This is a genomic window from Winogradskyella aurantia (assembly GCF_002266855.1).
Classification (GTDB): Bacteria; Bacteroidota; Bacteroidia; order Flavobacteriales; family Flavobacteriaceae; genus Winogradskyella; species Winogradskyella aurantia.
On sequence record NZ_NGJN01000002.1, the window covers coordinates 152,610 to 174,295 of the forward strand.

Consider the following 21,686-nt stretch of genomic DNA (forward strand, 5'->3'; position numbering starts at 1 on the left):
AATGCATTTAAATAAGAATGGTGGTAACGATTTGGCTAATTTTTCTTCAGCAATAAGAAAGACTACGCTAAAACGATTGGAAGAGGTACCGAGCACATTTATTAATTGGCGATTGAATAATACAGCTATGAGCTTTGCTCATATTGTGAAACACCTCATTCATGTAGATGATTTATTATTTAACCTCGCAGCCTCTGAAGAAACACTATTTCAATGGAAGTTTGGGACAGACGACCCACATCACTTCGTTACGCTTGCAGATTATGAGGCAATGCTTGCTCAACTACAAGTATATCAACAAAAGCGACATGCCCTTATTAGCAATTTCAGTCCTGAGAAAATGAATCAAGAAGTGACCGATGAAAACGGAAACAAAATGACATTCTGGTGGTTTATAATGCGTAAGGTTTTGGAGCACGAAACCTACCACAGAGGACAAATCGCCGCTTATTTAAAAGTTTTAAAGGGCGAGGCTTAAACGACTTTTTTTGTAAATGTTTATCAATCTTTTTCTAATACGACAAACTGTTCTAAGGCTTCCATAGCCTCACAGCCATAAACGACGGCAGGGCCTCCACCCATCAGAACTGCAACCCCAATGGTTTCTAAAATTTCTTGGGAAGATGCTCCTGATTCCAAAGCGTCGTGTACGTGAAAAGCAATACAGCCATCACATCTCACCGTAATGGCAATACCTAGGGCAATGAGTTCTTTGGTCTTTACAGATAGTGCGCCTTGGGAAATACTTGCTTTATGCAGTTCTTCAAAGCTCTTCATGGTAGAAGGGATTTTAGTGCCCAGTTCGTTCATGAGTTTTGAGAGGTCATTGTAGTTTTTTGAATAGTCCTTAATCATGACTTGAATCTTTAATTAATTAGTTTCCCAAAAGTATTTCAAAACAGTAATTCTTAAAATGACCTATATCATTTACAGCCTCTTATTCATCAGCTTTGGTTGTAACTTAAAAATAGAATGCCAAGAGAAAGACCAATATTATTGCAGTTTAGTTGAAATAGAAATCACCCTTTGAATAAATTATGGCTTATAAGGTTCGTTTTAAGGTGACGACATGTTCCAATAGAAGCGTATTTTTTGCGAACTCTCATTCATTAGTATAAAAATCTATAACGACGCCTTAGCCAGACTGAAAGCCTGCTTTGCAATCTCTAGTTCTTCATTGGTTGGAATGACTAATAGTTTTACTTTTGATGAAGTCGTATGAATTTCTCGTAAAACCTTGGATTTTATGTTGTTTTTCGTGTCGTCCAATAGTATACCAAAGTACTCCATATCGGCACATACCAGTTTTCGTATCAAGCTTGAGTTTTCACCAATACCCGCGGTAAATACTATAGCATCTAATCCGTTCATGGCGGCAGCATATGCGCCAATATACTTTTTGATGCGATAGGCATTCATGATTAATGCTAGTGTGCAATCGGAGTCCTTTTTGGCAGCCCTAGCTTCAATATCCCTCAAATCACTATACCCTGTAAGCCCTAACATGCCGCTTTCCTTTGTGAGTAAATTGTTGACGTCATTCAATGTATACCCGAGATTATTCACGAGATAAAAAATAATAGAATGGTCTATATCACCGCTTCGAGACCCCATAACTAGTCCGTTAGAAGGCGCAAAGCCTAAACTGTGATCTATGCTTTTACCATTGACAATTGCAGTCATACTGCAACCATTACCCAAATGGATGGTTATGATTTTTGAGGTTTTCAATTGTAAGTACGACATGGCTTTTTCCGATACATATTTATGACTTGTGCCGTGAAAACCATACACCTGTATACCATTTTCTTTATAAAGCCTATTCGGGATAGCATACTTTTTGGCTTTTTCTGGTATGGACTGATGAAAAGCAGTGTCAAATACAGCGACTTGTTTGGCTAAGGGAAAAAGCGCTTCAGATACTAAAATACCTTCAAGATTATTAGGGTTGTGGAGTGGTGCCAAGGTGCTATATTTTTTAATCTCATGCTTTACCTCAGTAGTCACTAAAGTGGTATTGGAAAATGAATTTCCACCGTGTACCACACGATGGCCTATGACCTTAACGTCTCCTGCATCATGAATAACGCCTTTCTCTGGGTCCACTAATAAGGCAACGATGCGCTGTAAGCCTTCTTTGTGTGTTTTTATAGATTCTGTATAATCAATATTAAGGCTATTAGTTTTGTAGTTTAAAGTGGCATCGGCATAACCGATGCGATCTATCACACCACTGCATACTAATGTTTCTGAAGGCATCTCTATCAATTGAAACTTTATAGAAGAGCTTCCAGAATTTATGATTAATATATTCATATGTCTATACTGTTTAAATACTTTGGGCCTGAATAGCAGTTACAATGACTGTGTTAAAAATATCGTCTATGTTACAGCCGCGACTTAAATCATTAACCGGTTTATTTAAACCTTGGATTATCGGACCAATGGCTAAGGCCTTGGTTTCTCGCTGTACGGCTTTATAGGTATTGTTTCCTGTATTGAGGTCCGGAAAAATAAAGACATTAGCTTGTCCTGCCACTTGGGAATTTGGAAGCTTTGCCTTACCTACTTTATTATCTACGGCCGCATCATATTGAATGGGTCCTTCCACGGTTAAATCGGGTCTTTTCGTTTTAACTAATTCTGTTGCGGTCCTGACGCGTTCCACATCTTTTCCTACCCCTGAAGTACCTGAGGAATAGGACAGCATTGCAATTTTTGGATTAATCCCAAAAGCTAAACTAGTAGCGGCCGATGAAATAGCAATCTCGGCAAGCTGCTCCGCTGTAGGATTTGGGTTTATAGCACAGTCGCCATACACAGAAACACGATCTTCTAAACACATAAAAAACACGGATGATACTATAGAGGCTTCAGGTTTGGTCTTGATAAACTGAAGTGCTGGACGGATGGTGTGCTGCGTCGTGTGTATGGCTCCAGATACCATGCCATCTGCATCACCCTTATAGACCATCATGGTTCCAAAATAGGATACATCTGCCATTAAATCCTTAGCCATGGCCAGGTTGACATTTTTATGTTTTCGAAGCTCGTAAAGTGTTTTGGCATAATCTTCAAAAAGAATAGATTCAATAGGATTGATGATGTTAATCTTAGTGACATCCAAAGCAATATCGAGTGCCCCTATTTTCTCCTCTATTTGTGCTTTATCTCCAAGTAAGGTAATTTCTACGGCACCTAAATCAATCAGCTGTTTTGTAGCCTTAAGGATGCGTTCATCTAATCCTTCAGGAAGAACAATATGCTTTTTGTTTGATTTTGCGTTTTTCAATAAATTATACTGAAACATTCTAGGCGTAATTCTATCCGTTTTGAAAGTGATAAGGCGTTCTTCAAGTTCATCCACCTTTACATACTTTTCAAAATTTGTAATAGATGTCATTATCTTTTGTGTGTTCTCGGCATAAATTTGTGATTTAATGGTTCCGATAGCATTAGCGACCGAGAAAGTGCCGCCTTTTACGGAAATTATTGGGACAATATCAGAGAGCCCTTCAATAAGTTTAATGATGGAGTCCTCAGGTATGAGCCCTCCTGTAAGTACGATACCGGATAAGGAGGGGTAATTATCTGAAATATGGGCTTGCAGGGCACCTAGAATAATATCAGCTCTATCTCCAGGTGTAATGACCAGACCATGCTCTTTAATATGCATTAAGTAGTTATGAAGCTGCATAGCGCCAACACTAAAATACCCAGCTTGGTTATTTATATAAGAGGCGCCAAAAAGAATTTTGGCATCTAAGACATCGACTATTTCCTTAATGGACGGATTCGACAAAATAGGATCTAAAGGAATTGCATTTACAATAACACCTGTTGGAAAGTATGTTTCTAATTCAGAAACTATTGAGGCTTGGTTTTTTGCGTCAACTTTATTTGCAATCACCGACAATACTTGAACGCCTTTATCTTTGAATGCGTCAAAGGCAATTTGCAAATTACCTATAAGCTCTTCTAAGGTTTTACCTAGACCACTAGCTAAAACTATGGCTGGGATACCTAAGTTTTTAGCAATTTGAACATTAATGTCAAACTCTATAATAGAGCCTTCACCTGAAAAACTCGTACCCTCTACCAAAACAAAATCAAAGCGCTCTTCAACAGCTTTGTATTTTTCTATAATCTTGCTAATGATTTCATCGTCCTTGTCCTCATTTTTCTTCTTAATAACATCGCTTCGTTTAAAAGCATAAGCCTCTTCAAATTTAAGGTCTAAGTTAAAGTACGTTATAATGGTATTGATGTGATTATCTATTCCACCATGACCGAAATCGTCAATGATAGGTCTGAAATAACCCAATTTAGCTGCCTTGCCCAAGAGCAATTGCATCAATCCTAAAGAGACAATGGACTTTCCACTGTTAGGTTCAGTTGTGGCTATGTAAATGCCTTTGTTGGTTACTTTTTTTGCCATAGGCTTAGTGCGAATCTATATTTTAATAATATCTGTTGGTGTTTCAACCAAAATAGTAATTTCTCCGCGTAAAGCTATAGGTTGTTTCATAATTTCTGGATTGTTTTGAATCATTTTTATCCAATCGTTTGTAGAAAAATCATGATGTTCAAAGCGTGATTGGTAAGACGGGTGGTTTTGGTTGACAAGATCTTTCACCTTTAAATGCAACCTTTCAGCGAGTTCCACGATTTGGGTTCCGGTAAGTTCTGTCTTTAAGATGTCTATCTCATGAATAGGCAATCCCTCTGCTTTTGCATAAGCTAGTGTTTGTTTTGCTCTATCAGATTTTGCGTTATAGAACAATGTGATTTGACTGTTTGATGTGGCTATTTCACCCATAATAACTTTTAAAAATTCACCTATTATTTATTACTATGTGTCTCTAAATGATGTTTAAGTAATTGCTCTAAACTTTCCAAATACTCTCGCATTACAACTTTATCGACATGAGGGTGTTGGGCTACGGGCAAGGTCATCGTATTTTCGTCCAGTAAACGATAAAGCTCAGGATAATTGCTCTCAATATAGGTGGTAAGTTGCGTGATGTCTTTGAGTAATTTATGTAGATCTTTCATTGCTTATAAGGTTAGAGATTTAAAATCATGTCCTTTTATCAACTATGTTGAAATAATATTAAGTCGACGCACCAATTCTTCAACATTTATAATATGTTCTGTAATTCCAAACACGTCTTTTCTATTTTTTCTAAAATCTTTTACAAATTCGGTAAACGCTTCTTCAAGATTTTCGTGGTCGGTCCTAAATTGAGCGGAATGGCCTGCAAAAGGGTTATCTATAAACTCTGTAATGTAATGTAAATGTTCGTTTGTATTTTTTAATAATGATGCACATTGCTTGTCGACTTTAAGCAAGTTGACTTCAATGTCTAGGACCGAGTCAATATTTTCTTTTTTTGAGACATACATAAAATAGTTGTCAATAAGCTTATGAAGAAATCTTAAATCGTCTTTATAAAACAATAAATCAGATTTCCAATGTTCTGTAAGAGTGAATAGCTCTTGCCAATTGGCCGTTTGAATGAAGTTATTTTTCGGTCTGTACCTCAAATCATTCATTTTTGAATTTTTTTAGATAGTTTATGTTGAAAATTAGTTTTATAAAAGTAAGGATGCCTTCGCTAAAAAGGAATGATATAAATCAGTATCAATAAAATAGAAACTGATCAGCATCATTGTGTGAGACCTAAATAGTATTTAGTTTCACAACCCACGAGGATGGCTGCCATTCAAAATAAACCTGTTCTATAGATTTATAAGTAGTAAATGCAACGAAATCGGTTTACGTATTAAAATCATTCTCGGGCTAGGCATGATCACACAGTGCAATGGGAGCGAAATCTATAAAGCTTTACAAGAAGGAATAATAATTAAAATTTTATATAATGAACAAGAAAGAGTATAAAGCAAAAGCGAGCCAAATGATAGATGAGGTATCTGCGAAAATTAACGAATTAAAAGCTAAACAAGCATCTCTTAAGGACGACGTAAAATCAAAATATGAAGAGTCTTTGACAGATTTAAAAGCAAAAAGGGTAGACCTCGAGAAAAAATATAAGGATTTAGAAAATGCATCCGACGAGAAATGGGTTGAGGTAAAACAAGCCTTTTCATCGGCCTCTGACTCGTTTAAAGAGGGATTTAATAAAATTAAAACCTTATTTTCAATGGTAATTATTTTACTTCTAGTCGCTTCTTGTGGGTCGTCCGACAAGGAGAAAAAGACCACCGCTGAAGACGTGAAGGAAGAAGTAAGGGAAGTTGTAGATGTTTCAAAAGATTATGCAGCAGAACAATGGCGTAATTTGAATGAGGAAATTGATGAAGAGATGCAAAATGTCAGCAATGCATATAATGAGCTAAATGACGAGCTTCAAGAAAAGTTCAAGAATAAGAAGGCTGAATTAGACAAGCAAAGAGAAAAATTACAGGAAAAAATAGAAGCGTTAAATCGATCTACTGAACAAAAGGAAGATGCGTTAGAACGCGAAATAAAGCAGCTAAAAACCGCTTTGGATAAAAGTTTAAAAGCATTTCAAAAAGAAATGGCTGCAGAAACTGAGTCTTAATATTAAGAGAAGTTTATTCGGGAATTAAATTACAAATGTATTTGGTTTTCCAAAAAAGGATAATAGTTCTATCCTTTGCCTTGGTGAATCAAATACATTTTTTTATATATGATTTTTTGACTCTAGGCCTTGTCCCCGCATATGCTATTGGTTTTGGTAATTTTTAACTATAATATTCTTTACTTTTGTAAAAAAAAGAAGCTATGTCTATTATTGAACACCTGCAGTGGCGGTATGCTACTAAAAAATTCGACACCTCTAAAAACCTTGGTTCTTCGGAACTTTCTGTTTTAAAGGAAGCCTTTAACCTTACGGCCTTGTCTTATGGTCTTCAGACCTTGAAAATGGTTATTATTAGTGATAGGGAGACACGCCAAAACCTGGTTGAGGTGGCTTATGGGCAAAAACAGGTGGTTGATGCATCCCATTTGTTGGTGTTGTGTATTCAGTCCGATATCAATGAAGATGATGTGGAAACCCATTTTGAAACGGTAAAGTCTATTAGACATACACCAGAGCCTGTTTTAGAACCGTTTAAGAAACAATTAAAATCTACAATTACTAGTATGCCGGAATCTAAAAAAACAGATTGGGCCACAAGACAAGCGTATATTGCTTTAGGAAATTTAATGACCGTTTGCGCTGTTGAAGGCATAGACAGTTGCCCTATGGAGGGTTTTATTCCAGAACGCTTAGATACTGTTTTAGGCTTGGACAAATTGGGATTAAAATCCGTGCTGTTATTACCTGTAGGATATAGAGCAGAAGATGACCAGTTTGCAAAGTTCAAAAAAGTAAGGCAACCATTGTCTAAAACGATTGTAGAATTGTAGGTGCTTTTATTCAAGAAAACACCTAAAGCCTTATATTTGCTCGTAACCCTATTGATACATTTTAGTTGATTTTTTATGCCAGGATTTGAACTTTTTAGTGACTTAGAACGAAACGAAGTAAACGATGTCTTAGATAATGGCGTCTTAATGCGTTATGGTTTTGATGGGATGCGCAAAGGGCACTGGAAAGCAAAATCACTTGAGTCTGAATTGGCAAAAACCTTCAATGTTAATCATGTACAATTGGTGTCTAGCGGTACTGCTGCCGTTTCAGTAGCATTAGCCTCAGCCGGTGTTGGTGCGGGTGATGAGGTAATTATGCCAACGTTTACATTTGTGGCGAGTTTTGAAGCGATTATGATGCTTGGTGCCATACCTGTTTTAGTGGATATAGATGAAACCCTGACACTTGACCCTAAAGCCGTTGAAGCAGCTATTTCTTCAAAAACTAAGGCGGTTATGGTAGTGCAAATGTGCGGTAGTATGGGTCATATGGATGAGTTAAAGGCCATTTGCGATACACATAACTTAATTTTTGTAGAAGATGCCTGTCAGGCTATAGGTGGTACCTACAAAGGACAGGCATTAGGCAGTATTGCTGATGTAGGTTGTTTCTCATTTGATTTTGTAAAAACCATTACCTGTGGTGAGGGAGGAGCCGTAATTACAAATAATAAGAATTACTACTTAAATGCGGATCACTACAGCGATCACGGACATGATCATGTAGGTAAGGATAGGGGAGCAGAGTCGCATCCGTTTTTAGGATATAATTTTAGAATCTCAGAATTGAACGCCGCTGTTGGATTAGCACAGGTTAAGCGTTTGCCAGAATTTATTGCTATTCAAAAAAAGAATTATTTCATTTTAAGGGAGGCTTTAGCCGAAATTCCAGAAGTTACCTTTAGGAGGGTTCCTGAAGGCGGTGAGGAGAGTTATGCCTTTCTAAATTTCTTTCTACCCAATCTTGATATTGCACGCAAGGTATCAGATGAGTTTAAGTTAAATGGAATTGATGCATGTTTCCATTACTACGATAATAGTTGGCATTATATCCGTAAATGGGAGCATCTTAAAGAACTAAAATCCTTATTTCCAATTTCTAAAGACGTCAAAGAAGGGCTGAGCTACTTAAAAACCAAAACCTTTCTGCAGTCTGACGATGTCATTGCCCGAAACTTGTCGTGTCTAATCAAATTGTCATGGACTGACAGCGAGGTGAGAGACCGTGCAACTAAAATGGTGCATTGCATTAAAAAATACCTATAGCTTTCCGTAACGTTGTGGTTTAGTATTATTTAGCCTAGAAATTAGGTAATATCTTTTTCTATGCTTATTTTGTGTAAAAATTGCTTTATATGAAAGAACTTTACACTAAGGTTATACTCTTTATTTTTTGTTTAGGCACTGTTTCAGCACAGGAAATGCCATTAGATTTTTCAGACTCTAACGATACATTTATCCCTTTTGGAGGTAGTTCTTTCTCAACTGCTTTAGATCCCACGGATAGCTCAAATGAGGTAGGTCAATTTTCTAATAATGGCACTTTATGGGAAGGTTTTTTCATCGATTTGTCTCAACCAGTAAGTGTTAGTGATATTCAGGAATTGACGCTGTCCTTTTATCAGACAGATGCAAGTCCGCATGACATTCTTCTAAAACTTGAAAATGGTACAGGTCCAGATGTCGAGGTTTTAGTGAGCACTTCTGGTACGGGTTGGGCTAACGATTTAATCTTCGACTTTGCCAATGCCACCATAAGTGGTACAAATAATACAGTTTCTGCAACAGGAAATTATTCGAGGCTGACCATTTTTATTGATCCTGGGGTTGTAGCCTCAGGGACCTATTACATTGATGACATTGCCGGTGGATCTGAAGCGGTAGATCCTAACGAATTAGACGTCATATATACAGATTTGGTCTGGGCTGATGAGTTTGAAACCGATGGGGCGGTCAATCCAGATAATTGGTTCCATCAGACGCAGTTACCCGCTGGTGGTGCTTGGTTCAATCAGGAAGAGCAGCATTATACCAATCGTATAGAAAATTCATTTGTAAATAATGGATTTTTAAATATTGTTGCAATTAAGGAAAGTTTTACAGATCAAGGGGAAACTAAACAATATACCTCAGCTAGATTAAATTCTAAATTTGCCTTTACGTATGGCAGGGTAGATGTGAGAGCAAGATTACCTTTTGGTGATGGTACGTGGCCCGCTATATGGACTTTAGGTAAAAATATTAGTGAGGACGGTGCTTACTGGGAAAATCAAGGTTTCGGTACAACGCCTTGGCCTGCTTGTGGAGAAATAGATATTATGGAGCACGGTTTACATTCGTTAAATGAAGTGAGTGCTGCAGTACATACCCCATCAAGTTTTGGGGCCACGGTAAATTCAGCTACTCAACCTTTAGCAGATGTGGCCAATAATTTTCATGTGTATTCCCTAAACTGGTCACCTGACCAAATCACTTTTTTAATTGATGGTGTAGGGTATTATACCTATAACCCTTCAGTTAAAAACGATGCCACGTGGCCGTTTGATTTAGACCAATATATACTGCTCAATATTGCCATGGGCGGTACAGCCGGTATGATTGACCCAAATTTTACACAGAGTAGTATGGTTATCGACTATGTTAGAGTTTACCAAAATTCCGGTCTAGGTTTAGATGATGTTTTTGAATCTCAATTTAACATCTATCCTAATCCGACCAATGATTTATTTAATATTAAAACCAATAAAGTTATTGATGGTGTAGCACTGTACAACAATCTTGGTCAAGTCATTTTAGAACGAGATGGCAATGTGCATCAAGTTGGGGTCGGCGATTTTGACAAAGGTATTTATTACCTAAAAATAAGAGCGGAACAACAGGTTGCAACGAAGAAAATCGTAATCAATTAGTAATTGATATAATCGACAATTTCCAGGCCATAACCAATCATACCAACGCGTTTGGTTTGAAGACTGTTAGAAATTAATTTGAGCTTACTGATTTTTAAATCGTGGAGTATCTGGGCACCAATACCAAAGTCCTTGGCATCCATTCCTATTCTTGGTGCTTTGACTAATTCGCCTTCAATCTGGGCCTCTTTTAAGATTTTAAGTCGAACCAATAAATTCATGGATTCTGCTTGTTGGTTAATAAAAATAATGGCGCCTTTACCTTCCTTATTAATGACGTTAAACATGTCATCTAATTTCTGGTCTACATTGTTGGTCAAGGTCCCAAGGATATCGTTATTAACCAAAGTAGCATTTACCCTTGTAAGTACAGGTTCGTCAGAAGTCCATGTGCCTTTGGTAAGTGCAATATGGATTTGATTATTTGTAGTCTGTAAATAAGCCCTCAATCTAAATTTCCCAAAGCGTGTTTCAATGTTGAAATCCTCTTGTTTATCAATTAAGGAATCAAATTCCATACGATAGGCAACAAGGTCTTCTATAGACACGATTTTTAAATTGAATTTCCTTGCGACTTCAACAAGTTGTGGCAGCCTTGCCATAGTACCATCTGCATTCATTATCTCTACGATAACTCCAGCGGGCTCAAAGCCAGCGAGTCGCGCGAAATCTATGGCAGCTTCAGTATGGCCCGTACGTCGCAATACGCCACCTTCTTTAGCAACCAACGGAAAAATATGCCCTGGTCGTGCCAATTCAAAAGCCTTAGTCTCTTTATTGACCAATGCTTGAACTGTTTTTGCCCTATCGCTTGCAGAAATACCTGTGCTAACGCCATTCCCCCTTAAGTCAACAGAGACTGTAAATGCCGTCTCCATAGGGTCGGTGTTATTTCTAACCATCATATTCAGGTCGAGTTCCTCACAGCGGTGTTCTGTTAATGGTGCACAAATGAGCCCTCTACCATGTGTTGCCATAAAATTTATCATCTCTGGCGTAACCATTTCCGCTGCAGCTAAAAAATCGCCTTCATTTTCACGGTTCTCATCATCAACTACAATAATGACCTTACCATTCCTGATGTCTTCTATGGCTTCTTCAATAGTATTCAGCTGTATTTTAGAATTCACGGTATTGCTTGTCATAGCTCATTTTTTATTACTGCAAAGATAGCCTATTTTATATTTTGAGAACAACTGTAGTAGAAATCCTGATCAATCTTATTCCTAAGCACTAGATATTTTAAAGGATATAGGGGAAGTGTAAGTACTAAGACTAAAGGATTTGTGCTCTTGCCCTTTAAATTAACAACCTTGTAAAATCTTGAATAGACAACAGCATCAACAATGACATAAATACCGAAGAAAACAAAGGCTATAATACTGAGATTTAAGGAAGCGTTAGCTATTTCAGGTAGCTTATTATTCTTAAAGATAAAATGAAAAACAAGTAATATAATACCGCTGCTATAACTGACCAAGCTGGTCTTTGAATAATCCTTATAATCTTTGTATAAGGTTTTCGCCTTAAGGAGCATATCTGGTATAGTGAGTCCCTCTTTGCGTAAATTCTCTAAACTTATATTTCTATGCAAGAGGTTATGTAGGGCAATTTCTTTAGGTTTTTTATCTAAATCGTATTGGCCTTGCCCTTTAATAACTTGAACCAGTTCTTGTATGGAATATTTCTTATAGTAATTAAAACTTTTGGTTTCACTTTCAGATAGCTGTAATTTATTTTTTGGGCTGAAAATGCGTTTGAGCGGCACAATAAGAGCATCAAATTGAAATACGCCTCTGTCATTGGTAGCACGATGGGTGAGGTAAATACTCAATGGAAACATCACCGCAGTAGCTAACCAAGAACCAATAATTGGACTAAAACTGCCTTTTTCCGCACTATTTTTAGCAAAAATACCGAAGAAATGGTAGGTTAGGAAGAGAACAATAGCTATAACCATTGGTAGCCCAAGGCCTCCCTTTCTAATTAAAGCACCGAGTGGAGCGCCAACAAAAAATAAGATCACACATGCAAAGGCAAGGACAAATTTATCGTGAAGAACAATCACATGCTTGTTTAGCCAAATGGCCTTTGTTTCAAAATTACGCTGGTTAGAATCAATAATCTGTAAGGTGCTGTTTGAAGAATTTAGGGCAAGATTCAAGATTTTGGCCTTATCGTTCGTCCCAAAATTATCGAGGATAGGAATCTTGTCAGCCGCACTATCCATTATATCTGTTGTATCTTTTTTAACCGTGGTGTCCTTTTCAATCGTATTTAGATTGTCATCTAAAGCATCAAAGGTACTTCTGTTGTACAAGGTTTTAGAAAACCCCTTTAAACTACTGACCTCACTCGTTTCCAAGCTATCTATGGTGTACCGTAACTGATTAACGTTTAACATATTGTACCTATCGGTAAATTTTTTGTCTTCTAAATCATCAGAATTCAATATCTCCAAATCCACGTTTAAGGTATAAGTCTCAAAATTACTTTTGGCATGTGGTTTGTATAAATCCTTTTTTCTATCCTTACCTATGATTTCCTCATAGTAATTGCCGTTGATAAGTTCTAACTGCAGGACGTTCGAAGTTGGACTGGTCTTCAGTTCACCTTTTTCAGCAATAATGACCTTGTAATTTCCTCGTCTTACAGATGATTTTTCATGGATGACAATACCTTCTAAAAATTGACCGCGATCACCGGTTTTTTCATCGACCTTAATATTAATGTTTCCAATTTCATTGAACTGATCCTCAGCGATGGCTAAGGCTGGTTTCTTTTTGGCAATATTACGCCTTAGGTTATAGAAATTATATTCCCCCCAAGGAATAACATTGTTAGCAAAGAAGAAACAGGCAACACCTAAGGCTAGGATAAATACAATAAGACTTCGCATGGCACGCTGTAGGGAGATGCCGGTAGATTTCATCGCGGCGAACTCATAGTTTTCAGCAAAGTTTCCAAATACCATTATGGAGGATAAGAGAACGGTTAAGGGCACGACCAAAGGAATTAACTTGGGCATGTAGTAAATAATGAACTTAGCGGTAACCGAGACATCTAAATCCTTACCTGCCAATTCAGCAATATAAAGCCAAACACCTTGTAATACAAAGATGAACATGAATATAACGAAGACACTGAAAAAGGTCTTGACGAAGGTGATAAGAATGTACCTATCTAATATTTTCACGATATGTGTGTTAGGCCCTAATCGATTTTATTGATAAAATAATCACTGTACTTGCTTTCATCAAATGTAAATAAGGTTTTTGAGATAGGTTCATCAGTTTTAAAAGAATTAACGGTAAGCGTGGTTTTTGTGCCGTTTTTACCAACTTCTATTAAATTGTAGATATGTTTAGTTGTAGCATCTATTCCTAGCAATACATGTTTAATCTCTGAATTGGTATCCATCGGATTCAATTTTACATACTGAATCTTTCTGCCTTTGACGTTTTGGATTATATCCATTTTATAGGTGTAGCCGTCTTCATAAAAGGACAGCATTTTACTCGGAGTTATAGTACCCTCATCTTCAGTGTTTTCAGATGATATGGTCACTTCCTCGTCTTCTGGACTTATGGTGTACAACGTTTTTCCATCAAATATTCTGGTTACACCCAAGATATTTAGTTTATATTTTTCACCTTCAATAACCACATCTCCTCGTGTCTCTTGATTAATATTTTCACTGAGATTGTTCAGTTCATATTTAAAATCGAGACTTATGTTTTTATACCCTTTGATTTTGGCGCTTACTTCATTAAGTAATGTTTTGGCTTCGGCATCACTTTGAGAAAACCCTATGAAGCCCAGGGTTAAAATCACTATTAAAAGTACTTTTTTCATTTTAACGCTATCTGTTATGTTAGTTTTGTTCGTTTTCCAATAATTGTTCTAGAGCGACTAAATCAGGAACCAAGACCTGTCTCGCCTTACTACCTTCAAAAGGGCCCACAATGCCTGCAGCTTCCAACTGATCTATAATACGTCCAGCTCTATTGTAGCCTAGTTTTAATTTGCGCTGCAATAAGGAGGCTGATCCTTGTTGTGCTGTTACTATGACTTCTGCAGCGTCCTTAAATAACTTATCTCTATCCTCAATATCAACATCAAGATTTGTGCCACCTTCTTCGCCTACATATTCAGGCAGCACATGGGCTTCTGGATAGGCTTTTTGCGATCCAATAAATTCAGTGATGCGTTCCACTTCGGGAGTATCCACGAAAGCGCACTGCAGGCGAATTAAGTCGTTACCCTGTGTGTATAGCATATCACCACGACCAATAAGTTGATCGGCGCCAGACCCATCTAAAATAGTACGTGAATCAATTTTACTGGTAACCCTAAAGGCAATCCTAGCAGGGAAGTTGGCTTTAATAATTCCTGTAATAACATTAACTGAAGGGCGCTGTGTTGCAATAATTAAATGAATGCCTATGGCTCTAGCCAACTGCGCAAGTCTGGCTATTGGTGTTTCCACCTCCTTACCGGCTGTCATTATTAAATCGGCAAACTCATCGACCACCAAAACAATGTAAGGTAAAAAGGCGTGCCCATCATTGGGATTTAGTTTGCGGGCTTTGAACTTAGCATTATACTCTGCGATATTTCTACAAAATGCGTTTTTGAGCATTTCATAGCGATTGTCCATTTCAATACAGAGTGAATTTAAGGTATTGATAACCTTGGTGTTATCTGTAATGATGGCGTCCTCGCTATCCGGTAGTTTGGCCAAATAGTGACGTTCAATTTTATTGAATAAGGTGAGCTCTACTTTTTTGGGGTCTACCAGTACAAATTTAACTTCGGCGGGATGTTTTTTATATAATAATGAGGTCAGTACGGCATTAAGTCCTACAGACTTACCTTGACCTGTAGCACCGGCCATGAGCAAGTGTGGCATTTTAGCCAAATCTACCACAAAAGTCTCATTACTTATGGTTTTACCAAAGGCAATTGGCAATTGCATTTTGGAATTTTGAAATTTTTGGGAGGCAATCACCGACCGCATGGAAACAATAGTGGCTTTTTTGTTAGGCACTTCAATTCCAATAGTGCCTTTACCAGGGATTGGCGCGATAATCCGGATACCTAAAGCGGCGAGGGATAGCGCAATATCGTCCTCTAGGTTCTTTATTTTTGAAATCCTGATACCAGCGTCCGGCACTATTTCGTAAAGGGTTACCGTGGGTCCAATGGTGGCCTTGATACTGCTAATGCCTATTTTATAGTTGTTGAGGGTATCAACAATTTTATTTTTGTTTTCCTCTAACTCTTCCTGATCGATTGAAATACCTTCGTTATCGTATTTTTTCAGTAAGTCCAAAGGCGGAAACTGATAATTACTCAACTCCAAGGTGGGGTCGAACTGTCCAAAGTCCTCAACCAATTTATTAGCTAGTGCATCCGTTTCAGAGAATTCCTCGTTTTCAGTGGGTTTTATCTCAACCTGTAGTTCTGGCGACTCAGTTGTAGTGATATGGGACTCTTGTTTTGTTTTATCCTTAGACGGTGTTGTGTTTTGCTTAGGATCTGAGTGCTTTGATATGGTCGGTGCCTTGTGGTCTATTGGAATTTCAAAGGCAGACTTTATGGCGTCTGCTTCATCCGTAAAACTATTATCTACTACCACGGACGCACTTTCACTGGACTGACCGGAAGGGTCAAAATCTTGTTTAACGTTCCGTTTAAATCTTTTAAATAAGTTTACGAAGGTCTCACCCGTTAGTTTAAAACGAATGGCTAAATAGACGATAAGACCAAATAATAAAAGAAGGGCAGTGCCAATTTTTCCAATATAATCTTGAAAGAAATGGTTCATTTCATAACCTATGGTCCCACCCAGAATATCATATTTATGGGTAAAAAAGCCCAGTAATATGGATAACCATATAACCATTAAAGTACCCCAAACCCAATGTTTTCTGAGTTTTGACTTTTTAAGGTTCAGCGTTATATAGACACCTGAAAGGAAAACCAGCCCGGCAAATATAAAGGACGGAATTCCAAACCCCTTAGTGATGAAAAACTCACTTAACCAGGCACCTAATTGACTGGCCCAGTTATTATAAGCGCTCGAGCGTTCTGGGAAGTTGCTCAGTACACTTTGGTCTTCCTTTCCGGTATAAATGAAGGATAGGAACGAGATAAACATAAGAATGCCTAGAATAATCAATAAGCTACCAAAAACAAGCTTCTGCTGGTTTGATAGCTTAAAAGACCACTTTTTACGCTGGACTTTCGATTTAGTTTTAGTCGAAGATTTTTTCTTGGTACTTCTTTTAGCCATGCTCTAATATACTGACTGCAACATGTAATATACAGCTCCCATTTTGTAGCGAAAATTTAAACCAATTTCTGGTACTAAATTCGCGTTAAACAAAAATACAAATATGTAACGGTAATCCTAACGGTTTGGTATTTAAAGCATCTTTGGTAAGTAAATAATTCCAGCCACAATTACCGCGACAATAGAGGCTATAAAAACAGCTCCAGCAGCTACATCTTTTATGAGTCCTATTTTTTGGTCATTCTCCGGATGTACAAAGTCGGATAAATATTCAATAGCCGTATTGATACCCTCAATACTCATGACTAAGCCAATCATTCCAATTTGTATCATCCATTCCGTTGTGGAAATATTAAAATAAAAACCAGCCATGGTTATAAAGACAGCAATAACAAGCTGTATCTTAATGCTCGCTTCCGTTTGTATTAATATAAACATACCATTAAAAGCATAGCCAACGCTTTTAAGCCTATTGCTAATAAAAGATTCTTTCTTCTGCATTAAGTATTACTCTAAACTTGCAAGAGCAGCCCCGTAATCTGGCTCGTCACCGGTTTCGCCAACCTGTTCGGTATAGATGACTTCACCTTTATCGTTTAGTACCACGATACTTCTGGAATGTAAGCCTTCAAATCCTCCGGAAGAAAAGGTTACGCCGTAGGTGTCACCAAATTTCCCTGTTTTAAAGTCAGACAACATTACTACATTTTCTAAACCTTCTGCTGCGCAGAATTGATCTTGTGCAAAAGGTAAGTCTCTAGAGATGCAAAGTACCTTGGTATTATCGAGTTTAGAGGCTTTCTCATTAAATTTTCTTACTGAAGTTGCGCAAACTCCTGTATTGACGCTTGGAAAGATATTCAATATTAAATTATGACCAGCGAAATCAGCCATGGTCTTAGTGCTTAAGTCAATTGCTGTAAGCTTAAAATCTGGAGCTTTTGATCCTATTTTTGGTAATGTTCCTACGGTTTCTACAGGTGTTCCGCCCAATGTTATATGTGCCATATCTTATGTTGTTTTAATTAATTTGGTTAAAATTAAGGATTATTATATCCTTTACTGTAAAGAAAATGATAATGTTTTGTATGTAAAACCAGCCTCTGGTGTAGAGTCTCAAAATAGATTGATTTATTATAGAGCATCTAACGCAATTCAGCACCCAATTGAGATTGAAAATTGGATTGCAGTTTAGACATAATTTTATCTATTTGCTTATCGGTCAATGTTTTGTTTTCATCTTGAAGCGTAAAACTCACCGCATAACTCTTTTTACCTTCAGGTAGGTTCTTACCCTCATAGACATCGAATAAGTTCACATTTTTAAGCAACTGCCTTTCAGTTTGCTTAGCGATACTGTAGATGTCCTCAAAGCGCACATTCTTATCTAATAAAAGAGCGAAGTCTCGGCGCACTTCTGGATATTTTGATATGGCTTTAAATGTAATGCTCTTATGCTTAACCAAATTAAGGACGTTGTCCCAATTAAAATCTCCGTACAAAACAGGTTGTGAGATACCGAAATGTTTTAAGATAGATTTCCTGACTAAACCAAAATCGACCAGATGGGTCTTGCCCATTGAAAAACTGAGACCCTCACTAAAGATATCTGCCTTGACAGGTGCTGTTTTTAATTGGTCTAAACCGAGTCGTTCAAGTATAGCTTCGATGCTTCCCTTTAAAAAGAAGAAGTCACTAGTTTGTGTGTTAGTCGTCCAGCGTTCTTCGGATTTATTTCCAGTAACGAACAGGGAGAGATGCTTATGTTCTTCGCGTTCCTTGTTAAATTGATGGTAGGTCTTGCCAAACTCAAACAACTTTAAATCGCTTCGTCTTCTGTTGATGTTATGCGCAACAGCCTCTAGGCCAGAAAATAGCATAGATTGGCGCATCACCCCAAGATCGTTGCTCAAGGGGTTGAGCATTTCAACATGATATTCTGATTTAAGTTGCTCAGTTAATGTCGCATAATCTGGCGTCGTTAAGGAGTTTGCCATAATCTCAAAAAAGCCTTGGGCGGCTAATTGATTTCCAATGACATTTTGAAGCTTAAAATCCTCAAAACGTGTTGAATTGGATATAGAGGCATTTAATTTTTCTGTAGTGCCTACATTGTTGTAGCCATAAACCCTTAGTATTTCTTCAATAATGTCCGCTTCGCGCTGCACATCATTTCGATAGGCGGGTACCGTAAGTCCCAGTCCGGCTTCAGTGACATTGTTTACTTTAATTTCCAAAGAGGCCAATATACTTTTTATGGTTTCTGGTGGAATTTCCTCACCTATGAGTTTAGCGGCATTTTCAAAGCTCAATCTCACTTCAAAATCCTTGATTTTTTTTGGATAGGTATCCGTGATATCACTGGTAATTTCACCTCCGGCAATATCAGTAATCATAAGGGCTGCGCGTTTTAAGGCGTATTCAGTAATATTGGGGTCTATGCCACGCTCAAACCTAAAGGAAGCATCTGTGTTCAAGCCATGACGCTTTGCTGTTTTGCGGATGTTAATAGGGTTGAAGTAAGCGCTCTCCAAGAAAATATTAGAGGTGCTTTCTGTTACACCGGAGTCTATCCCACCAAAAACCCCTGCAATACACATGGGCTTTTCGGCATCACAAATCATTAAATCATCCTTGTGTAATTTGCGTTTCACCCCATCTAAAGTGGTAAAGGGAGTGTCTGTATCACAGGTTCTTACAACCACCTTATTCCCTTTGATTTTATGTGCATCAAAGGCATGAAGGGGTTGACCTAGTTCATGAAGCACGTAGTTGGTAATGTCAACGATGTTATTAATAGGTGAAAGGCCAATAGCTCTTAATCGGTTTTGTAACCAAGTAGGTGAGGCCTCTACTTTAACGCCAGAAATGGTAACACCACAATAACGGGGACACTTCGCGTTGTCCTGCACATCAACATCGATCTTTAAAGACCTCGCATCTACATGGTAAGAGCTCACCGAAGGCGTTATTAACTCTAAAGGAATTTCTTGTTGTAACAGTCCGGCTTTGAGATCTCTTGCCACACCGTAATGGCTCATGGCGTCGGCACGGTTTGGGGTGAGTCCAATTTCAAAGACCTCGTCAGTCTCAACATTAAAAATGACTGAGGCGAGTGTACCCACTTTAATTTTAGGATCTAACACCATAATGCCATCATGAGACTCCCCAAGGCCAAGCTCATCCTCGGCACATATCATACCGTGACTCTCTTCGCCACGAATCTTTCCTTTTTTGATGGTCCAGGCTTCACCCTCTGGGGTATATAAAGTTGTACCGATGGTAGCCACTGGAACTTTTTGGCCAACCGCCACATTAGGTGCACCACAAACAATCTGTAAAGGGGCATCTTCGCCAATGTTGACGGTGGTTAGTTTTAAACGATCGGCATTAGGGTGTTGTATACAGGTCAGTACTTCTCCAACAACGATACCTTCAAGACTTCCCTGAACGGATTCAAACCGTTCTATACCTTCTATTTCTAAACCTAAATCAGTGAGTAGTTTACCTGTTTTCTCAGCATCCCAATTTATCTTTATAAACTGCTTCAACCAGTTGTATGAAATCTTCATGACCCTAAACCTATTTTAAGTGCCCAAAGATAGCAATTCCCAAGATGCCACGAAATTTGAAAATAGCTTTTTTATGTAAGGGATTTGTTGTTATTTCGACCTTTGAATTATGATGTATATGACTAGATTATTAGCCCTTCTCGCCTTTATAATGCTCACCAAGTGCCAAGAGAGCACTACAGAACACCAATTAAAGTCTGGAATCTACAGGGCTTCGCTTCACACTCAGGATGGCTATGAGCTGCCCTTTATTTTTAAAGTGGAAGCCCCGAAGCGGCTTAAGATTTATAATGCGGAGGAAGTGATTGAGGTCGACGAAATTACCTACCGTAACGATTCGGTGCTTATTACCACACCTGTATTTGAAGGTTATTTTGCAGCCGTGTTTGAAGGCGATAACCTTAAAGGGCAGTTTATAAAAGAAAGTCGTGATCTTGTAGTGGACTTTGAAGCGGAGTTTAACCAAGAAGAGCGTTTTAAAGCTAATGCAGAACCAAAACAAGACGTGTCTGGCGTTTGGGAAACCGTGTTTAGTCCAGGAATAGCGGAAGATACTTATGTCGCCAAAGGTATTTTTAAGCAAGACAACGGAAAGGTAACGGGTACCTTTAGAACCACCACTGGCGATTATCGGTTTTTAGAAGGTGTCATGGATGGTGATAGCTTAAAATTATCTGCCTTTGATGGTTCGCATGCCTTTTTATTTGTTGCTCAGGTGAAAGATTCTACTTTGGAAGGTATGTTTTACTCGGGGAACCATTTTAAGGAGCCCTTTACAGCCAAGCGAAATGCTGACTTTGAGCTACCCAATACCGATACGCTAACTTATTTAAAGGAAGGCTACGATACCTTTGCGTTTAGCTTCCCAAATGCCGAAGGACAAATGTTGTCTTTAAGTGACGAGCGCTTTAAGGACAAGGTAGTGGTGGTGCAGATTATGGGAACTTGGTGTCCAAACTGCTTGGACGAAAGTAAGTATTACACTGAGTTTTACAGGGCTAATAAAGATAAGGATTTTGAAATGGTGGCCCTTGCATTTGAATACGCCAAAACTAAAGCTAAGGCCTTTGACCGTATAGCGCGCTTACAAAATAAATTGCAGATAGAGTATCCGATTTTATTGGCCCAGTACGGTGGCACGGATAAGGACGAAGCCCAAAAAAAACTGCCGATGCTAAACCATGTGCTGTCCTATCCTACCAGTATTTTTATAGACAAGCAAGGTAAGGTGCGTAAAATCCATACCGGCTTTAACGGACCAGCCACAGGCGACAAGTATCTGGAATTTAAAGCGGAGTTTGAAGGCTTTGTGGAGCAGTTGTTAGAGGAGTGATTACCTTGGACGGCTAAAATGTGGGTTGAAAAAAGTGTGACGTAGCTCATTTTCATTTAGGCATTGTCGGATGCAGTTACTTTTTATTATTTACTCTAGTAATATTCAAAAAAGACTGATTTAAAGCATTTTTAAAAACAACCTCAAAAGCTGGTTGATATTTTGCTGTGAT

The 21,686-nt window shown here is 38.1% G+C and carries 19 protein-coding genes; 6 read left to right on the plus strand and 13 right to left on the minus strand.

The annotated features are described in order from the left end of the window. The first annotated feature begins 1 nt into the window (after position 1). A complete protein-coding gene (locus CA834_RS04085; RefSeq protein ID WP_094967402.1) occupies positions 2-478 on the plus strand; it encodes a DinB family protein in 477 nt (158 codons plus the stop codon). A 23-nt stretch (positions 479-501) separates the two neighbouring features. Here CA834_RS04085 and CA834_RS04090 read toward each other — a convergent pair whose 3' ends face one another. The 6 genes from CA834_RS04090 to CA834_RS04115 all read right to left on the minus strand — a co-directional run bounded on the left by CA834_RS04090 (position 502) and on the right by CA834_RS04115 (position 5,556). Further along, positions 502-855: a carboxymuconolactone decarboxylase family protein gene (locus CA834_RS04090; protein ID WP_094967403.1), complete on the minus strand. Its 354-nt coding sequence runs from the start codon at positions 853-855 to the stop codon at positions 502-504. A gap of 267 nt (positions 856-1,122) precedes the next feature. Further along, the gene (locus CA834_RS04095; RefSeq protein ID WP_094967404.1) at positions 1,123-2,316 is read right to left on the minus strand and encodes an acetate/propionate family kinase; all 1,194 of its coding nucleotides are present in this window, start codon (positions 2,314-2,316) and stop codon (positions 1,123-1,125) included. A 13-nt stretch (positions 2,317-2,329) separates the two neighbouring features. After that, positions 2,330-4,438, minus strand: a complete 2,109-nt coding sequence (gene pta / locus CA834_RS04100) for a phosphate acetyltransferase (RefSeq protein WP_094967405.1) — start codon at positions 4,436-4,438, stop codon at positions 2,330-2,332. A 15-nt stretch (positions 4,439-4,453) separates the two neighbouring features. Next, positions 4,454-4,819 carry an arsenate reductase family protein gene (locus CA834_RS04105; protein WP_094967406.1) on the minus strand — a complete coding sequence of 122 codons (366 nt, stop codon included), beginning with the start codon at positions 4,817-4,819 and terminating at the stop codon, positions 4,454-4,456. A gap of 23 nt (positions 4,820-4,842) precedes the next feature. Continuing rightward, entirely contained in the window at positions 4,843-5,055 is a 213-nt protein-coding gene (locus tag CA834_RS04110; protein ID WP_094967407.1) for a hypothetical protein, read from the minus strand. A 42-nt stretch (positions 5,056-5,097) separates the two neighbouring features. Then, the gene (locus CA834_RS04115; protein WP_094967408.1) at positions 5,098-5,556 is read right to left on the minus strand and encodes a hypothetical protein; all 459 of its coding nucleotides are present in this window, start codon (positions 5,554-5,556) and stop codon (positions 5,098-5,100) included. Positions 5,557-5,882: 326 nt separating this feature from the next. On the opposite strand from CA834_RS04115, the gene CA834_RS04120 reads away from it, so the two are divergent. The 4 genes from CA834_RS04120 to CA834_RS04135 all read left to right on the plus strand — a co-directional run bounded on the left by CA834_RS04120 (position 5,883) and on the right by CA834_RS04135 (position 10,311). Continuing rightward, positions 5,883-6,566: a sll1863 family stress response protein gene (locus CA834_RS04120; RefSeq protein WP_094967409.1), complete on the plus strand. Its 684-nt coding sequence runs from the start codon at positions 5,883-5,885 to the stop codon at positions 6,564-6,566. 203 nt (positions 6,567-6,769) lie between these two features. Continuing rightward, the gene (locus tag CA834_RS04125; protein WP_094967410.1) at positions 6,770-7,399 is read left to right on the plus strand and encodes an NAD(P)H-dependent oxidoreductase; all 630 of its coding nucleotides are present in this window, start codon (positions 6,770-6,772) and stop codon (positions 7,397-7,399) included. A 75-nt stretch (positions 7,400-7,474) separates the two neighbouring features. After that, entirely contained in the window at positions 7,475-8,668 is a 1,194-nt protein-coding gene (locus CA834_RS04130) for a DegT/DnrJ/EryC1/StrS family aminotransferase (RefSeq protein WP_094967411.1), read from the plus strand. A gap of 89 nt (positions 8,669-8,757) precedes the next feature. Continuing rightward, the gene (locus tag CA834_RS04135; RefSeq protein WP_094967412.1) at positions 8,758-10,311 is read left to right on the plus strand and encodes a family 16 glycosylhydrolase; all 1,554 of its coding nucleotides are present in this window, start codon (positions 8,758-8,760) and stop codon (positions 10,309-10,311) included. Here CA834_RS04135 and ribB read toward each other — a convergent pair. The 7 genes from ribB to pheT form a co-directional block, all read right to left on the minus strand. After that, positions 10,308-11,456 (minus strand): 3,4-dihydroxy-2-butanone-4-phosphate synthase, encoded by a 1,149-nt coding sequence (gene ribB, locus CA834_RS04140; RefSeq protein ID WP_094967413.1) that lies wholly within the window; start codon positions 11,454-11,456, stop codon positions 10,308-10,310. The genes CA834_RS04135 and ribB overlap by 4 nt on opposite strands. A gap of 29 nt (positions 11,457-11,485) precedes the next feature. Then, positions 11,486-13,507 (minus strand): LptF/LptG family permease, encoded by a 2,022-nt coding sequence (locus CA834_RS04145; RefSeq protein ID WP_094967414.1) that lies wholly within the window; start codon positions 13,505-13,507, stop codon positions 11,486-11,488. A 17-nt stretch (positions 13,508-13,524) separates the two neighbouring features. Beyond that, entirely contained in the window at positions 13,525-14,166 is a 642-nt protein-coding gene (locus CA834_RS04150) for a LolA family protein (protein WP_094967415.1), read from the minus strand. Positions 14,167-14,185: 19 nt separating this feature from the next. Beyond that, entirely contained in the window at positions 14,186-16,609 is a 2,424-nt protein-coding gene (locus tag CA834_RS04155) for an FtsK/SpoIIIE family DNA translocase (RefSeq protein WP_094967416.1), read from the minus strand. Between the two features lie 132 nt (positions 16,610-16,741). After that, positions 16,742-17,110, minus strand: a complete 369-nt coding sequence (locus CA834_RS04160) for a diacylglycerol kinase (RefSeq protein ID WP_094967417.1) — start codon at positions 17,108-17,110, stop codon at positions 16,742-16,744. Between the two features lie 6 nt (positions 17,111-17,116). Beyond that, on the minus strand, positions 17,117-17,617 hold the full coding sequence (gene tpx, locus CA834_RS04165) for a thiol peroxidase (protein WP_094967418.1): 501 nt from the start codon (positions 17,615-17,617) through the stop codon (positions 17,117-17,119). A gap of 137 nt (positions 17,618-17,754) precedes the next feature. After that, positions 17,755-20,181 (minus strand): phenylalanine--tRNA ligase subunit beta, encoded by a 2,427-nt coding sequence (gene pheT, locus CA834_RS04170; protein WP_094967419.1) that lies wholly within the window; start codon positions 20,179-20,181, stop codon positions 17,755-17,757. A gap of 118 nt (positions 20,182-20,299) precedes the next feature. Between pheT and CA834_RS04175 the strand changes: the two genes are divergently transcribed. Beyond that, positions 20,300-21,514 (plus strand): peroxiredoxin family protein, encoded by a 1,215-nt coding sequence (locus tag CA834_RS04175; RefSeq protein ID WP_094967420.1) that lies wholly within the window; start codon positions 20,300-20,302, stop codon positions 21,512-21,514. The last annotated feature ends 172 nt before the right edge of the window (positions 21,515-21,686 follow it).

Coding starts and splice junctions, on each gene's coding strand:
- CA834_RS04175 (WP_094967420.1), top strand. CDS start 20,300: ATGACTAGATTATTAGCCCTTCTCGCCTTTATAATGCTCACCAAGTGC.
- CA834_RS04135 (WP_094967412.1), top strand. CDS start 8,758: ATGAAAGAACTTTACACTAAGGTTATACTCTTTATTTTTTGTTTAGGC.
- CA834_RS04130 (WP_094967411.1), top strand. CDS start 7,475: ATGCCAGGATTTGAACTTTTTAGTGACTTAGAACGAAACGAAGTAAAC.
- CA834_RS04095 (WP_094967404.1), bottom strand. CDS start 2,316: ATGAATATATTAATCATAAATTCTGGAAGCTCTTCTATAAAGTTTCAA.
- CA834_RS04150 (WP_094967415.1), bottom strand. CDS start 14,166: ATGAAAAAAGTACTTTTAATAGTGATTTTAACCCTGGGCTTCATAGGG.
- CA834_RS04155 (WP_094967416.1), bottom strand. CDS start 16,609: ATGGCTAAAAGAAGTACCAAGAAAAAATCTTCGACTAAAACTAAATCG.
- CA834_RS04110 (WP_094967407.1), bottom strand. CDS start 5,055: ATGAAAGATCTACATAAATTACTCAAAGACATCACGCAACTTACCACC.
- CA834_RS04125 (WP_094967410.1), top strand. CDS start 6,770: ATGTCTATTATTGAACACCTGCAGTGGCGGTATGCTACTAAAAAATTC.
- ribB (WP_094967413.1), bottom strand. CDS start 11,456: ATGACAAGCAATACCGTGAATTCTAAAATACAGCTGAATACTATTGAA.
- CA834_RS04120 (WP_094967409.1), top strand. CDS start 5,883: ATGAACAAGAAAGAGTATAAAGCAAAAGCGAGCCAAATGATAGATGAG.
- CA834_RS04105 (WP_094967406.1), bottom strand. CDS start 4,819: ATGGGTGAAATAGCCACATCAAACAGTCAAATCACATTGTTCTATAAC.
- CA834_RS04160 (WP_094967417.1), bottom strand. CDS start 17,110: ATGCAGAAGAAAGAATCTTTTATTAGCAATAGGCTTAAAAGCGTTGGC.
- CA834_RS04085 (WP_094967402.1), top strand. CDS start 2: ATGCATTTAAATAAGAATGGTGGTAACGATTTGGCTAATTTTTCTTCA.
- pheT (WP_094967419.1), bottom strand. CDS start 20,181: ATGAAGATTTCATACAACTGGTTGAAGCAGTTTATAAAGATAAATTGG.
- CA834_RS04090 (WP_094967403.1), bottom strand. CDS start 855: ATGATTAAGGACTATTCAAAAAACTACAATGACCTCTCAAAACTCATG.
- tpx (WP_094967418.1), bottom strand. CDS start 17,617: ATGGCACATATAACATTGGGCGGAACACCTGTAGAAACCGTAGGAACA.
- CA834_RS04115 (WP_094967408.1), bottom strand. CDS start 5,556: ATGAATGATTTGAGGTACAGACCGAAAAATAACTTCATTCAAACGGCC.
- pta (WP_094967405.1), bottom strand. CDS start 4,438: ATGGCAAAAAAAGTAACCAACAAAGGCATTTACATAGCCACAACTGAA.